This is a genomic window from Acinetobacter sp. CY05, assembly GCF_059515805.1.
In genome coordinates, this window is record NZ_JCAKMW010000004.1 from 197712 (window position 1) to 213035 (window position 15324).

The 15324-nt window shown below is 41.5% G+C and carries 15 protein-coding genes; 9 read left to right on the plus strand and 6 right to left on the minus strand.

Annotated elements, in window-relative coordinates; translation table 11 throughout:
* Nucleotides 1-6: 6 nt before the first annotated feature.
* Nucleotides 7-909 carry a LysR family transcriptional regulator gene (locus AC5YCD_RS06075; RefSeq protein ID WP_496129168.1) on the minus strand — a complete coding sequence of 301 codons (903 nt, stop codon included), beginning with the start codon at nt 907-909 and terminating at the stop codon, nt 7-9.
* Between the two features lie 82 nt (nt 910-991).
* On the opposite strand from AC5YCD_RS06075, the gene AC5YCD_RS06080 reads away from it, so the two are divergent.
* The 8 genes from AC5YCD_RS06080 (at nt 992) to AC5YCD_RS06115 (ending at nt 8085) form a co-directional block, all read left to right on the plus strand.
* Nucleotides 992-2224 (plus strand): acyl-CoA dehydrogenase family protein, encoded by a 1233-nt coding sequence (locus AC5YCD_RS06080; protein WP_496129169.1) that lies wholly within the window; start codon nt 992-994, stop codon nt 2222-2224.
* 44 nt (nt 2225-2268) lie between these two features.
* Nucleotides 2269-3390, plus strand: a complete 1122-nt coding sequence (locus AC5YCD_RS06085) for a phosphotransferase family protein (RefSeq protein WP_496129170.1) — start codon at nt 2269-2271, stop codon at nt 3388-3390.
* Nucleotides 3387-4085 carry a histidine phosphatase family protein gene (locus AC5YCD_RS06090; RefSeq protein ID WP_496129171.1) on the plus strand — a complete coding sequence of 233 codons (699 nt, stop codon included), beginning with the start codon at nt 3387-3389 and terminating at the stop codon, nt 4083-4085. The genes AC5YCD_RS06085 and AC5YCD_RS06090 overlap by 4 nt, the downstream gene beginning before the upstream one ends.
* Nucleotides 4086-4089: 4 nt before the next feature.
* Entirely contained in the window at nt 4090-4836 is a 747-nt protein-coding gene (locus AC5YCD_RS06095; protein WP_496129172.1) for an SDR family oxidoreductase, read from the plus strand.
* A 283-nt stretch (nt 4837-5119) separates the two neighbouring features.
* The gene (locus AC5YCD_RS06100; protein ID WP_496129173.1) at nt 5120-6172 is read left to right on the plus strand and encodes a fatty acid desaturase; all 1053 of its coding nucleotides are present in this window, start codon (nt 5120-5122) and stop codon (nt 6170-6172) included.
* A 113-nt stretch (nt 6173-6285) separates the two neighbouring features.
* Entirely contained in the window at nt 6286-6996 is a 711-nt protein-coding gene (locus AC5YCD_RS06105) for an SGNH/GDSL hydrolase family protein (protein WP_496129174.1), read from the plus strand.
* Between the two features lie 53 nt (nt 6997-7049).
* Complete coding sequence (locus AC5YCD_RS06110) at nt 7050-7511, plus strand: hypothetical protein (RefSeq protein WP_496129175.1); 462 nt, start codon at nt 7050-7052, stop codon at nt 7509-7511.
* A complete protein-coding gene (locus AC5YCD_RS06115; RefSeq protein ID WP_496129176.1) occupies nt 7501-8085 on the plus strand; it encodes a uracil-DNA glycosylase family protein in 585 nt (194 codons plus the stop codon). Before AC5YCD_RS06110 ends, AC5YCD_RS06115 begins: the two co-directional genes overlap by 11 nt.
* Before the next feature lie 8 nt (nt 8086-8093).
* On the opposite strand, the gene AC5YCD_RS06120 is transcribed toward AC5YCD_RS06115, so the two are convergent.
* On the minus strand, nt 8094-8531 hold the full coding sequence (locus AC5YCD_RS06120) for a hypothetical protein (protein ID WP_496129177.1): 438 nt from the start codon (nt 8529-8531) through the stop codon (nt 8094-8096).
* Between the two features lie 142 nt (nt 8532-8673).
* Complete coding sequence (locus tag AC5YCD_RS06125; RefSeq protein WP_496129178.1) at nt 8674-10218, minus strand: phospholipase D family protein; 1545 nt, start codon at nt 10216-10218, stop codon at nt 8674-8676.
* 134 nt (nt 10219-10352) lie between these two features.
* On the opposite strand from AC5YCD_RS06125, the gene AC5YCD_RS06130 reads away from it, so the two are divergent.
* The gene (locus AC5YCD_RS06130) at nt 10353-11468 is read left to right on the plus strand and encodes an S-(hydroxymethyl)glutathione dehydrogenase/class III alcohol dehydrogenase (RefSeq protein WP_496129179.1); all 1116 of its coding nucleotides are present in this window, start codon (nt 10353-10355) and stop codon (nt 11466-11468) included.
* 37 nt (nt 11469-11505) lie between these two features.
* Here AC5YCD_RS06130 and AC5YCD_RS06135 read toward each other — a convergent pair whose 3' ends face one another.
* The 3 genes from AC5YCD_RS06135 to hppD all read right to left on the minus strand — a co-directional run bounded on the left by AC5YCD_RS06135 (nt 11506) and on the right by hppD (nt 15284).
* The gene (locus tag AC5YCD_RS06135) at nt 11506-12717 is read right to left on the minus strand and encodes an amino acid aminotransferase (RefSeq protein WP_496129180.1); all 1212 of its coding nucleotides are present in this window, start codon (nt 12715-12717) and stop codon (nt 11506-11508) included.
* 4 nt (nt 12718-12721) lie between these two features.
* Nucleotides 12722-14107: an amino acid permease gene (locus AC5YCD_RS06140; RefSeq protein WP_496129181.1), complete on the minus strand. Its 1386-nt coding sequence runs from the start codon at nt 14105-14107 to the stop codon at nt 12722-12724.
* Between the two features lie 118 nt (nt 14108-14225).
* Nucleotides 14226-15284 carry a 4-hydroxyphenylpyruvate dioxygenase gene (gene hppD, locus AC5YCD_RS06145; RefSeq protein WP_496129182.1) on the minus strand — a complete coding sequence of 353 codons (1059 nt, stop codon included), beginning with the start codon at nt 15282-15284 and terminating at the stop codon, nt 14226-14228.
* Between the last annotated feature and the right edge of the window lie 40 nt (nt 15285-15324).

Sequence of the window (15324 nt, forward strand, 5' to 3'; positions counted from 1 at the left end):
ATCACTTTAGCGGTTAAATAACTGCTGCATTTCGCTTAAAATCAATTGTTGTCGGGGATGTGTGACCTCAGCGTGATACATGCCCATGCTGATGCTTGCCATTTGTATCGGTAGGGAATGTATATGTATATGGCTTGGCAAATCAATTGCAGTTAAGGCATTTTGGGGCAGAGTTAACATCATATGCTGTTGTAGCGCGACAATCTGTAACGCACTGCGATAATGTTGACAACGCATCACGACATGGCGATAGAGTTGCTGAGCTTGTAAAAAAACATCTTCGAGTAAAATGCCGCTGCGCCGTGAAGACACGCCAATATGATGCGCATTTAAATAATCTTCTAAATCAAGCGTAGGTTGCTGGCTACACACCATCAGTTGATCTTCAAATAAAGCACAAAAGCCTAAGCCTTGATTTAAGTGTGGACCGAAATCAATCGCAAAATCAATTTGCTGAGTGTCTAATTCTTTCAATAGCTGTTTACGTTGTAGTTTAACGCTTTCAATTTGAATTTCGGGATGTAATCTAGAAAAATGCTGATAAATTTTGGGCAAGATAAAGGGTTCAATTTCATCATGAATCGCACAGCGTAAATGAGTAAGCTGTTGTGGCTGAAATTCATGCCTCGTTTGCAATGCATCAAAGGCATGTAAACTATTTAAAATGCGAGGATAAAGTTCGGTTGCTGTCGGTGTGGGTTGCATTTTTTGTCCCATACGCACAAATAATGGGTCTTGTAACTGGGTGCGTAAACGCTGTAAGGCATGGCTGGCGGCAGATTGACTGATACATAAGTGCTCAGCCGCTTGTGAAATACTTTTAGCTTGATAAATGGCAATAAAGAGCGGATATAAATTTAGGTCAATTCGTGACAGCTGTTTTAAATCGAGGTTATGAATTTTATGCATAGTGTTGTATAAAATTAAATCATTTTGTGCATAGTAAGTTTTGTTTTAGACTGCTGTAAAGTATAAAAATGATGAAAATTCTATGTTTAATTTATCTGAGCATGCACAACAGCTCCTAGAACAAGTACAACAGTTTATAGACCAAGAAATTACCCCAATTGAAAGTGCATTTTGGCAACAGGTACATCGTGAAAATGTTGGGGGTGATTGGCGCACATGGCGCTGGCCTGCAGAGTTAGAGCGTTTAAAACAAAAAGCTCAAGCCCAAGGTTTATGGAATCTCTTTTTGCCCGATGCTGAATTAGGCCGTGGTTTGTCGGTACAAGAATATGCCCATATGGCAGAAAAAATGGGACAAAGCTTATTGGCACCCACGGTATTTAATTGTAATGCACCCGATACGGGCAATATGGAGGTGCTGTGGCGCTATGGTTCTGAAGCACAAAAACAACAATGGTTAGAGCCTTTATTGGCAGGTCAAATTCGCTCGGTATTTTGTATGACTGAACCTGATGTAGCCTCAAGTGATGCCACTAATATGCAAGCCACTGCCATTGTAGAAGGCGATGAAATTGTCCTCAATGGGCGCAAATGGTGGTCATCAGGTTTAGGTGATCCAAATGCCAAAATTATTATTTTTATGGCGCATACCCCAGATCCAAACAAAGATCGTCATCATCAACATTCTATGGTGCTGGTACCTATAGATACGCAAGGTATTACGATTGAACGTATGTTACCAGTATTTGGTGATTACGATGCACCGCACGGGCATGGCGAGGTGAGTTTTGACAATGTGCGTGTACCGCTAGATCATGTCATTGGCGGTATGGGCGAAGGTTTTGCTATTGCTCAAGGGCGTTTAGGCCCAGGGCGTATTCACCATTGTATGCGTTGTATTGGCGCGGCAGAAAAAGCGTTAAGTTTAATGATTGGGCGCGGCATGCAACGCACAGCATTTGGCGAAAAGATTTTACATTTGGGCGGTAATTTAGAGCGTGTGGCTGAAGCAAGGATAGCCATTGATCAAGCACGCTTACTAACCTTATATGCCGCTTATAAAATGGATACTGTAGGCAATCGTCAAGCCATGACCGAAATTTCTGCCATTAAGGTGGTCGCACCACAGGTGTTACAACAGGTGGTGGATATGGCCATGCAAATCCATGGGGGGATGGGCATGTCACAAGATACGCCATTGACCGCATTTTTTGCCCAAGCACGCGCATTACGCTTAGCCGATGGCCCGGATGAAGTACATAAAGCTATGATTGCCAAACTGGAATTAAAAAAACATGGTTATACAGGCCATTAAAACCTATACTCACAGCCATAAAAGCAACAATAAAGGATAAGCATATGAGCAGCATTGATGTTGCCGGAAGAGTCAGATCAGGTGAAGCGCTGGATCATCAGGCAGTCAGCCAATGGCTAAGACAGCAAGGCATTGAGGTAAACGGTGAGCCTGAAGTTACGCAATATGCAGGTGGTGCGTCCAACTGGACCTATCGGCTTAAATACCTGAACCACGACTTAATTTTAAGACGTCCTCCGCAAGGTACCAAAGCTAAATCGGCGCATGACATGGCGCGAGAATATCATGTCCAACTGCATTTGGTTGAATATTATCCACAAGTGCCTCAAATGCTGGCTCTATGTCAAGACCCAACTATCATCGGCTGTGATTTTTATGTCATGCAGCGTATAGAAGGGATTATTCCACGTAAAAATTTACCCAAAGCTTTGGACTTTTCTGAACAGCAAGTGCATGAATTGTGTGTAAATATGCTTGATCAATTGATTGCTTTGCATCAAGTGCCTTATCAAGAGACACCGCTTGCCCAGTTAGGTCAGGGGGAGGGCTACTGTAAACGCCAAGTGCTGGGTTGGGACGCACGCTTTGAAAAAGCTAAAACCATCAATGTACCGTCGTTTAAATGGGTGAGACGCTGGCTCAAACAACATATTCCGCAGCAGTCTGCCATCTGTTTAATTCATAATGATTGGCGCTTTGATAATTTAATTTTAGACCCGAAGCAGCCGACTCAAATCATTGGCGTATTGGATTGGGAAATGGCCACCTTGGGTGATCCTTTTATGGATTTAGGTTCGGCCTTGGCGTATTGGATTGAAGCTAAAGATAATCCAATCTTCAAAGCTACGCGGCGCCAACCTACTCATTTACAAGGCATGCTAACGCGTCAGCAAGTACTAGACTATTATTGTGAGAAAACCGGTTTGGTACCTGAGAATTGGACCTTTTATGAGGTATTTGGTATCTTCCGTTTAGCGGTGATTGCCCAACAAATTTATTATCGTTATTACCATAAGCAAACCCGTAACCCTGCGTTTAAAGATTTTTGGTTGATTATTCATGCCTTGCATGTGCGGGCTTTAAGAAAAATTGCCGATTACGAATTAACCCAGCATCCGAAAACCACGCACTATTATCAAAAAATCAAAGGATATGCCGGCTTATGACCACCATTTATTTCGTTCGCCATGGGCAAGCATCATTTGGTGCCAAAAGTTATGACCAGCTATCCACCATTGGTATGCAACAGGCGCAAGTGCTAGGGGGATATTTGGCACACATTTTACAGGAGGCACCGGTTGTAGTGGCTGGGGATATGCAGCGTCATCAACAGACCGCGCAGCTGGCTTTAGCTGAATCTTTCCCTGAGGCCAAGATACACACGCTTAACGCATGGAATGAGTTTAATCATCAACAAGTTTTTAGCCAATATGATGCGCGTTTTGCTCAGCCAGAATTACTCAAAGCAGAAGTGGCCAAAGCCAGCAGCCCGCGTGCTTATTTGGCACAAATTTTTACCCAAGCCATTGCGCGCTGGACCGATGGCGATTTCCATCATGAATATGATGAAAGTTGGCCGGCCTTTAAACAGCGTGTCGAACAAGGTTTAACTGATTTGTGTCAAACACTTGCAAAAAACCAGCCTCGTTACGCCGTGGTCTTTAGCTCAGGTGGGGTGATTTCTGTGGTGGCGGGCAAAATTTTAGGCCTATCGCCTGAAAAAACCTTTGCCTTAAATTGGGCCATCAGTAATTGTAGTTTAACCACTTTAAGATTGGTGGGGGATGAACCGCAATTATTAAGTTTAAACGAACATCATTACTTAAAAGTACATAACAATAATTTACTTACTTGGATTTAAAATAATGAGCAATAAAACTATATTAATTACTGGCGCGAGTTCTGGAATTGGTGCTGGTATGGCACGCGAATTTGCCCAAAAAGGCTACGATTTAGCGCTGTGTGCGCGTCGTTTAGAGTGTTTAGACGCCCTTAAACAAGAACTTGAACAACAATACGCCATTCGAGTGCATGTCAAAGTGCTCGATGTCACTCAGTATGAGCAGGTGTTTCACGTCTTTAAGGAATTTAAGCAAGAACTTGGGCACATTGATCGTATTATTGTCAATGCTGGGATTGGCGATGGGCGTAGAATTGGTAAAGGCAATTTTGAAATTAACCGCACTACCGTAGAAACCAACTTTATTTCCGCTTTAGCGCAGTGTGAAGCGGCAGTCGAAATTTTCCGTGCCCAAAATGCTGGCCATTTGGTGGTGATTTCATCCATGAGTGCCATGCGCGGGATGCCTAAACATCTCACTGCTTATGGCGCCAGTAAAGCAGGCATCGCCCATTTAGCCGAAGGCATTCGCGCAGAATTAATCAATACCCCGATTCAAGTCAGCACGATTTTTCCAGGTTATATTCGTACGGAAATTAATGCGGGCGCGAAAAAATTACCTTTTGAAGTCGATGAACAGACGGGCTCGCGTTTATTGGCCAATGAAATTGAAAAAGCACCTGCAAAAGCCTATGTACCCAAATGGCCTTGGCAACCTTTAGGCTTAGCGATGAAAGTCTTGCCGCTTAAATGGGTCAATAAATTAAGTTAGATCCTGTTGACAAAGAGAGCTAAACTTCAGTTTCAGGATTCAAAGCTCAAGTGATATCCTATGCTTGGCATAGGATTAAATTCACATAAATATGCACATGAATAGAATGATTCTTATTTTTATTGACATGGCTGAAAAACTATACAATTTGCCAATTTTATTGATAAAAAACGTTAAAATTGTTTAAAATTTAAACAAACCCGCCAAAAAAACCGCATTAGCCGATTCTTTTTTTGCAAATTTCCTTTAATGTACAACTGTCCATAAATTAAAGGTTTTGCATATGTCAATTTCCTCAGAAATGACAGATCAGCAGCGGATTCAGAAGGTCCGAACTGTGGTCACTCAGGCAGGAGAGGAGCTACGTCAACGTCATCCCATCTTAAAACATCAAAACTTTATTGGTGCGAGTATTTTGGTCTTTGCGTTGTCCGGTATGCTCGGCTGTGCTGCATTATATGCAGCAGGTGTATTACCTGCATGGGCATGTATTCCCTTAATTGCTATTTTTGCGTCATTCACGCATGAATTGGAACATGACCTGATTCACTATATGTATTTTAAAAAGACCCCATGGGCGCATCATTTAATGATGACTTTGGTGTGGCTGGCGCGTCCAAATACTATTAGTCCATGGACACGTCGTCGTATGCATTTGCATCACCATAAGTTTTCAGGCACTGAACATGACCTAGAAGAGCGTGGCATTGGCAATGGGATGCCATGGGGCATTCGTCGTATTTTGGTGACCAGTGACCAACTCATGACCGTATATTTACGTCCTTTACAAATGTTTAAGATGATTCAGTTGTTTGTATCTAAACAACCAGAAAATGAACGTCGTAGAACGGTCATTTCACAGTTACTTGGCTTTATTCCACTGGGTTTAATGTACTACGGTTTATGGTATTGCTTTGTGATTTTCCATGTGGTGGATCATATGGCAGTTTGGTGGGGCTCTGCGATTGAATGGTCAAGTAATACGCTCGCAGCAATGAAAGTGATTAACTTTTTAGCTGTGGTTTGGGTCATTCCTAACTTTATTCGTTCATTTAGCTTACAGTTTATTAGCTCAAATATGCATTACTATGGCGATATTGACCCGCGTGATGTGATTAAGCAAACCCAAGTGTTAACGCCTTGGTGGTTATTACCGTTCCAAATTTTCTGCTGTAATTTTGGTTCTACCCATGCGATTCACCATTTTGTGGTTAAAGAGCCGTTTTACATTCGTCAAATGACCTCAAAAACCGCGCATAAAGTCATGCGTGAAGTGGGAGTGCGTTTTAACGATTATGGCACTTTTAAACGCGTCAATCGTTGGAATAAGGCTTAAAATTCAAACATAAAAAAAGTCGGACTTTGCTCCGACTTTTTTTATGCCTGCCGCATTGCTTTTAGGTGTAATTTTTTTTAATCTGAATAAAAATAAAGCTTAATCAAAATACAATGGATTTAAAACTTACCACGCTGGCGCTATTGCCCATTTTGGCTGTTCAAGCCCAGCGCGTCAAAAGCAATACATTACGTTTAGGGGAGCCTGAGGGTGAGCGTCAAGGATGTGTAGGTCAAGGGCAGCGATTGTCTATTTTAATTGTAGGTGATTCTGCAGCAGCAGGTGTGGGCGTAACCACGCAAAGCCAAGCTTTACTGGGTCAATTGTTGGCGTGTTTAAAAACTGATTATCAAATTAGTTATCTGCTTGAGGCCAAAACGGGGCGTACCACAGCACAGTTAATTCGAGCTGTACAAGCTTTATCTATTCAAAAAGTAGATGTGGTGATCACTTCAATTGGGGTAAATGATGTCACGCGTTTAATGCCAGTAAATTTGTGGATGCAGCAGCAAAAACGTTTATATGCTGTGATTCAAAATAAGTTTAATCCACAATTGATTTTAGCTGCCAGTGTGCCACCTATGCATTTGTTTCCTGCACTACCGCAACCTATGGCATGGCTATTGGGTGAATATGCCAAGCAGATGAATCAACAATTACAGGCCTATGTGCATCGTCAAAGTCAGATGTTGTATTTAGATTATGATCTTGAACAATATCAAGCCATGAATCTCACAATGGCGAAAGATGGTTTTCATCCTAGCCAAGAAATTTATGCATTCTGGGCAAAGACGATGGCAGAAAAAATCCAAACGCAATTTTAAACATAGCATTCGCAAAAAAAATAATAAGCCATCATAAAAATAATGAGGACACTATGCATAAAGTAATTTATGCGGCATTGGTCATGTTGCTTGCTGCCAATACACTGGCAGCAGAAACAGACAGGCATTTGGCGCAAGACTTAGTGCTGCTGTTTGGACAAAACCATAGTTCAGCAGGGCAGAGTTTAGCATTTTTACAAAAATATCCCTTTGATTACAAAAGTGATCAGATGAATTGGGGACAAAATGGCAATGCGATTCGATATTTAGACAGTGACAATCCAATTTATCTGTTTAATCAGGGGCAGAGTATTGTGGGTATCGCAGGGCAATTGCCACAGGAATGGCTCAGTCAGTTGCAGAAGCTGCGCACTGTACGTTGTCAGATACAACCCTTTCAGCGCTTAAGCTATATTTGCCACCATCAATCTGCGACCGAGGGGACTTTAGAGCATTTTCAATATCGGGTACGCTATAGCACAGCTCAACAAAAAGTAAATCAAGATGCAGATTGAAACTCATCCATTACCGCCATTTTTACCAAAAAAAGCCACACTGTTATTATTAGGGTCTTTTCCCCCACAAGCACATCGTTGGAAAATGCAATTCTATTATCCTAATTATCAAAACGATATGTGGCGGATTTTTGGTCTAATTTTTTTTGATGATGCCAATCATTTTTTAAATTTAGAACAAAAAAATTTTAAAGAAGCAGAAATTCGACAGTTTTTACAGCAGAAGGGTATTGCAATTTATGATACCGCGTATCAAGTGATTCGTCTCAATGATAATGCCGCAGATAAGTTTTTACAGATTTATACTCTAACAGATCTCAAGGCTTTGTTTGCCCATATTCCACATTGTCAACATATCATCACCACAGGTGAAAAAGCCACCGAAACTTTGCTTGCATCGATGCCAAATGGCACCGCTAAACCCAAAATTGGTCAAGCCAGTCAAGTGCAATGGCATGATCGATTGCTGACTTTATACCGACTGCCGTCTTCATCAAGGGCTTATCCCTTAGCACTTGCTAAAAAGGCCGCAGCATATGCAGCGGTATTTCAAGATATAGGCTTGATAGAATAGCCTAAGTTTTAAACATCATATTCAACATAGTCCCACAAATTTAGGCATGCTTTAATATCACGACGTAAATTGGGTAACATCGGCAATAGGGTACCCTCAATCCATAGACTAAATGCTTCAGCAGACAAGATTTGATCCGCTTCATCTACCAATTGTGCACCGCTGAGTAATAAGCGACTTGGGCCAAATTCTTTAGTTTCGATGCCTTTAAATAAGACTTGTAATTCATGACCTGTATCTTGAATCACCCAATCTAATTCAATTTGAATAGACTGATCGGATTGCAGCACCACTTGGCCAAATAGAGCTGGACTTTCATTGAGACAATCATGTTCCACACGGACTTTAGCCAAGTACCAATCCTGACCACCGAGTTGCGACAGCGTCATATGTGGGGTAAGTAAATCATTAAAGTTAAATTGACGATGGAGATCAAAAAATTGCATGGGAGAGGGTGGGATAATTTTAAAGCCGCATCTTAAAACAAATTAATAGGTGAGTAAATTTCTTGACCAATTTAAGCTAAAATAAAAATTATGTAATATATTTTTTATATAAATAAACACATGAAATGTAATGACATATACATTACATCATCCACTCTATAGGTAAATAAGACACCAGATGCATGCTCCACCTTTGAAAGCGGGTCGTTTCAGGATCATGCTGATGTTCAATAACTCTTCCATTTGGTTTTTGTTCTAACCAGATTAATTCATTTTGTTGATTTAATTGTAATTTATAAGCAATTTGCGGTAAGTAACGATCTAAACTTTGGCTAATATTACGCTGTAAGCTCTCTGACTCAATCACCAAGCCCACTTCACTATTTAAATGAGCAGAACGTGGATCAAAGTTAAATGAACCAATAAATACCATGCCATCTACATCAAAAAATTTTGCATGCAGGCTTGAAGTGTTTTTACCTTGGGCTGGAATAATATTACCAGTTATTTTTTCGTACCAGGTACGTTCAGGACGTTGTAAGTAAGGCTTAAACTCATATAGTTCTACCCCGCTTTTGAGTAAGTCAATCCGATATTTTTGATAAAATGCATGCACTAAGGCCACATCATTGGCCACCAAAGAATTGGTCAAAATTCTCACTTGAATATTTTGCTGTGGTAGTTGAGAGAGATAATCGGTTCCAACTTGGGTCGGCACAAAATAGGCCGACACTAGCTCCAAATGCCGTTTTGGCATTCCCATCCGTTGTAGCATTTGCTGGTAGATCAGTTCATGCTGCTGTGCTTGTCCACGAATTTTATTTGGATGATCCCCAACAAAATGTGCTTTGGCCCATTGAATCGGACGATCTTTGAGTTGGAGACCGATTTCATCATTGGCAGCTTGTATGCGTGCTTGGGTCTGTTGGATCTCTGGTCGAGCCGCTTGATACTTGCGGCGTAAATCATCTAGTGCGTGTGCAGAAGCTGCACCTAATAATTGTTGGCTTGAATAGCTTAAATCATCATTCCAAAAATCTAAAAATAATTGATTGGCCTCTTTGACAGCGCTGCCATAAAACAAAATATCTAAGTCGGTAAATTGGAATTGATCACTAGCATCAAAATATTCACGGCTGATATTACGCCCACCTGTGACTGCAATGGCACCATCTGCAATAATTAATTTGTTATGCATACGCTGATTCACGTATTTTAAACGAAAGGCATAATCCAACACGCGAAAATGACGAAATTGATAGGGATTAAAAATTCTGATTTCAAAATTAGGATGTTGACTTAGAGCTTTCAGTTGTTCATCTAACTGAGTACCATTTTGGTCGTCTAACATGAGCCGAACTTTGACACCACGATCAGCCGCTTTAAGTAATTCTGCCAACATCATGCGGCCAATTTCATCATCATTCCAAATATAATATTGCAAATCTAAATGCTGTTTGGCTTGGCGAATCAGATGCAAACGTGAAGCAATACTTAAAAATGCGTCATCTAATGCTAAATAAGCGCTTAAGCCTTGCGCTAACTGTGCCTCAAACTGTTGATTTGGGAGCCAATGCGCAACTTGAGGTGAAATTGGCTGGGAATTTTGCGCAGAGTTGGCAGGTAAATTGCAGCCTGTACATAGGCTCAACAGCAACAATATTGCACCTATTTTTTGTATTTGCATATCTTTCATTGGGATACGGTGACTTTATGAGTTATAAAGATAATGATTTGATGTTAACGCTTGAAACGCCCAATAAAAAGCGGTTACTGTTAGTAAACTGTTAAAGCATATCAATATTTAAGGAAAGACATACCATGAAATCACGTGCTGCCGTTGCCTTTGGTCCGGGCCAACCGCTCCAGATTGTAGAAATTGACGTCGCACCACCTAAAGCAGGTGAAGTTTTAGTTAAGATTACCCATACGGGTGTGTGCCATACCGATGCTTTTACTTTATCAGGTGATGACCCTGAAGGGATTTTTCCAGCAGTTTTGGGTCATGAAGGTGCAGGGATTGTGGTGGAAGTGGGTGAAGGGGTGACTTCGGTGCAACCGGGTGATCATGTGATTCCACTGTATACTGCAGAATGTGGCGAATGTCTATTCTGTCAATCAGGTAAAACGAATCTGTGTACTTCAGTACGAGCCACCCAAGGTAAAGGGCTTATGCCAGATGGGACCACACGTTTTTCTTATAACGGTGAGCCAATTTATCACTACATGGGCTGCTCAACCTTCTCTGAATATACTGTGGTTGCTGAAGTGTCTTTGGCAAAAATTAACCCAGAAGCCAATCCTGAACATGTTTGCTTACTCGGCTGTGGTGTCACAACTGGTCTAGGTGCAGTGAAAAACACGGCGAAAGTACAAGAAGGGGATACGGTTGCAGTCTTTGGTTTAGGTGGCATTGGTTTGGCGGTGGTGCAGGGTGCCAAAAAAGCCAAAGCCGGCCGTATTATTGCAGTAGATACCAACCCAGATAAATTTAAATTGGCCCAAGAGTTTGGTGCAACTGACTTTGTCAATCCAAAAGATTATGACAGACCTGTACAAGAAGTGATTGTCGAAATGACAGGTTGGGGGGTTGATCATTCCTTTGAATGTATTGGTAACGTGAATGTGATGCGCTCAGCTTTAGAATGTGCACATCGTGGTTGGGGGCAATCAGTGATTATTGGGGTTGCGGGTGCAGGTCAAGAAATCTCAACCCGTCCATTCCAATTGGTAACAGGCCGCACTTGGAAAGGCACCGCATTTGGTGGGGTCAAAGGTCGTTCACAGTTGCCAGGAATGGTTGAAGAAGCCATGACAGGTGAAATTCAACTTGAACCATTTGTGACCCATACTATGGGGTTAGATAAAATTAACGAAGCTTTTGATCTGATGCACGAAGGTAAATCGATTCGCTCAGTGGTACATTTTCAAGACTAAATTTGAATAAAAAGAAACGGGCATATTGCCCGTTTTTTTATGCACTCATAGTAACAGCGCTTTTAAGTACTTGGCCAAAACTCTGCGCCACGTAATTTAGATTTTTCTGATTAAGACCGGCAATACATAAGCGCCCACTCCCTACCAAATAGATCGCATAATCATCGCGTAACTGTTGTACTTGCATTTGGGTTAAACCCGTATAACTAAACATCCCTTGTTGCTGGGTCAGATAAGAAAAGTCTTGCTGTAGTTGTTGTTCTAGTTGTTGGCGTAAAGCCTGACGCATGGCGTGCATACGTAGACGCATTTGTTCCAGCTGTTGTTGCCAAAGGCTATTTAAGGCTGCTGTGTTGAGGACATGGCTGACTAAAAGCGCACCTGTAGTAGGTGGACTCGAGTAAATCTTACGGACTAAAGACTTAAGCTGACCTGCTACACGTAGCCGAGCCTCGACATCAGGACACACAATACTTAAACTACCAACACGTTCTCCATATAAAGAAAAAATCTTGGAGCATGAGTGACTCACCATAAAACTTAAGCCTTGAGATAGTGCGTGTTGAATCGCATAGTTGTCTTGTTGTAAGCCTTGGCTCAAACCTTGATAGGCCATATCAAACAGCGCAATCAGTTGCTGTTCTTTGAGTACCTTGATCACGTGATCCCACTGTGCTGAATCTAAATCTACACCAGTAGGGTTATGACAACAGGGGTGTAATAGCACGACACTGTGTGGTGCCAAACGCTTTAAGCAGGTTAACATGGCATCAAAGTCTACAGCTTTACGGTTTGCATCATAATAAGGATATTCATGACACATCACACCGGAAGCACGAAAAATGCTGAGGTGATTTTCCCAAGTTGGATCGCTAACCCAAAGTTGGCTGCTAGGGAAAAATTGATGGATAAAATCGGCTGCTAATTTTAATGCACCTGATCCGCCTAAAGTTTGTAACGTAGCAATGCGATCCAAAACTGCTGGGTCATTCGTTGAGAAAACCAACTGCTGTGAACCACGATTAAAGCTTTCAAGGCCTGACATAGGTAAATATAATTTGACCTGTTTGAGCTGTGTATCTAAATCAGTATAAGCTTGTTGGATGGCCTCAAGCTGCGGTACTTGTTGCTGTTCATCATAATATAAGCCAATGCTTAAATTGACTTTATGAGCACGCGGATCTTTTTGATAGGCATCCATTAAGGATAAAATTGGGTCACCGGCATAGGGTGGAATATGATTAAACATGGGATTATCCTGAAATATTCACTTTGTGGCTTAAGGCTTTATTGGCCAGCTTTTTTTGTTGTACATAATAAGCAAGGGTCAGCAGCAAGATCCAACACGGCAATAGTAATACTGCAACACGCATTGGGCTTTGACTCATAATCAGCAAAATGCCCGCCATAAAGGCAATGCATAAATAATTGCCAAATGGGTAAAATAAACTTGGAAACAAGGTGGTTTGGCCATTTCTCAGCATATGTTGCTTAAATTTGAGGTGTGTATACGAGATCACCACCCAATTGATCACAATCGCTGCCACAACCAACATCATCAGTAAGCTAAAAGCGGTTTCGGGGAAGAGAAAATTGAGTAGCACACACAGTAAAGTAAAAAATGCTGAAACCATTAAGGCATTGACTGGAATACCACGTGCATTAATTTTGGCTAAAAACTGCGGTGCATTGCCTTGCTGAGCCAAACCTAACAACATACGGCTGGTGCAATAATTGGTGCTGTTATACACCGAAACCGCTGCGGTCAAGACAATAAAGTTGAGTGCAGTGGCTACGCCTTGACTGCCTAAGGAGTCAAAAATGAGCACAAAAGGGCTACCGCCTTGCGCCATCTGGTTCCAAGGATATAGGGATAAAATCACCACCAAGGTAAAGATATAAAACAGCAACACGCGATAGACAATTTGGTTAATGGCTTTAGGTAAGGTTTTTTGCGGATTATCAGTTTCTGCAGCAGCAATACCAACCAACTCAATACCACCAAAGGCAAACATAATCATGGCCATGGCCATCACGAGCCCCATCACACCATTGGGAAAAAAGCCACCGAGTTCCCATAAATTCGTGAGCGATGAGCTTGGACCCCCTGAGCCACTTGCGAGTAGATAGCTACCAAAGGCAATCATTGCAATAATGGCTAAGACCTTAATAATCGACAGCCAAAACTCCATTTCACCAAATAGCTTAACGTGTAATAAATTGATTAAATTAATAAAAATGAAGAAGCCTAAGGCAGAGATCCACGTCGGTAGCTCAGGCCACCAATAATGAATATAAAGACCAATAGCACTGAGTTCTGCCATACAGACTAAAACATTCAGTACCCAGTAATTCCAACCTGACATAAAGCCTGCAAATTTACCCCAATATTTATAAGCAAAATGACTAAATGAGCCACTCACTGGCTCATGCACAATCATTTCACCCAATTGGCGCATCATTAAAAAGGCAATAAAGCCAGCAATTGCGTAACCTAAAATTACTGCAGGGCCAGCCAATTGAATCGTTTGAGAAACACCTAGGAATAAACCAGTACCAATCGAACCCCCTAGGGCAATCAATTGGATATGGCGATTTTTAAGGCCTTTTTTCAGTTGGCCTGCTTCAGAGCTATGCATGGTTCATCATCCGTGTTGCGGCATTATTGTTATTTTTGCCGATTTACAACTAAAAAAGGGCTAAGGCATCAGCTGTATGCCGATCCCTTAGACAATGTTGTCCCTTAAAGAGGAAAAATTAACCGTGCGAGATATCTAATACACCGCGACGGATTTGGTCACGTTCAATTGATTCGAATAGGGCCTTAAAATTACCTTCACCAAAACCATCATCCGCTTTGCGCTGAATGAACTCAAAAAACACAGGACCAATCATGTTTTGGGAAAAAATTTGCAACAACAAACGTTTTTCACCTTGGGTATTGCCATCGAGTAAAATGCCACGTTGTTGTAATTCTTCAGTGGGTTCGCCGTGATGAGGCAGGCGCTCTGCCAGCATTTCATAATAGGTGGCAGGTGGCGGAGTCATAAACTGAGCACCTAAAGCTTTAAGCTGATCCCAAGTGGCAATTAAATCATCGGTGGCAAAAGCGATATGTTGAATACCTTCACCATTAAATTCTTTTAAGAACTCAGCAATTTGGCCATTACCTTGTTCTGAATCTTCATTGAGTGGAATACGAATTTTACCATCAGGTGCAGTTAACGCTTTTGAGGTAAGGCCGGTATATTCACCTTTAATGTCAAAATAGCGAATTTCTTGGAAATTGAAGATTTTTTCATAAAAATCTGCCCAATATTGCATACGACCCTTTTCAACATTATGAGTTAAATGATCAATCTCATATAGACCTGTACCCACAGGATGAGGATCTACACCCTCTAAAAAGATAAAGTCTTGCGTATATATGTCACAGTCCACTAAAAAGATCGGTGCGCCGCCAATGCCTTGAATCGCAGGAATATTCAATTCCATTGGCCCAACTACATTGTCTAGGGCCACAGCACCTAGTTTGAGTGCTTGCTCATAAGCTGCTGCAACATTTTGTGTACCAAAGGCCATCGCGCAAGCACCAGGCCCATGCTGCTCAAAGAAAGTTGAAGCATAAGATTCAGGTTGATAATTTAAAATTAAATTAATGCCACCTTGGCGCCATAAGCTTACCCGTTTAGATTTATGCTTGGCTACACAGCTAAAGCCAAGGGTTTGGAAAATATGATCTAAGGAGCCATCTTGGCCAACAAATTCAATAAACTCGAAACCACAAAGTTGCAGTGGGTTTGCCATCGTGTGCATGAAAACATCCTCTTATTGTGTGCAATCCAATTGCATTTTT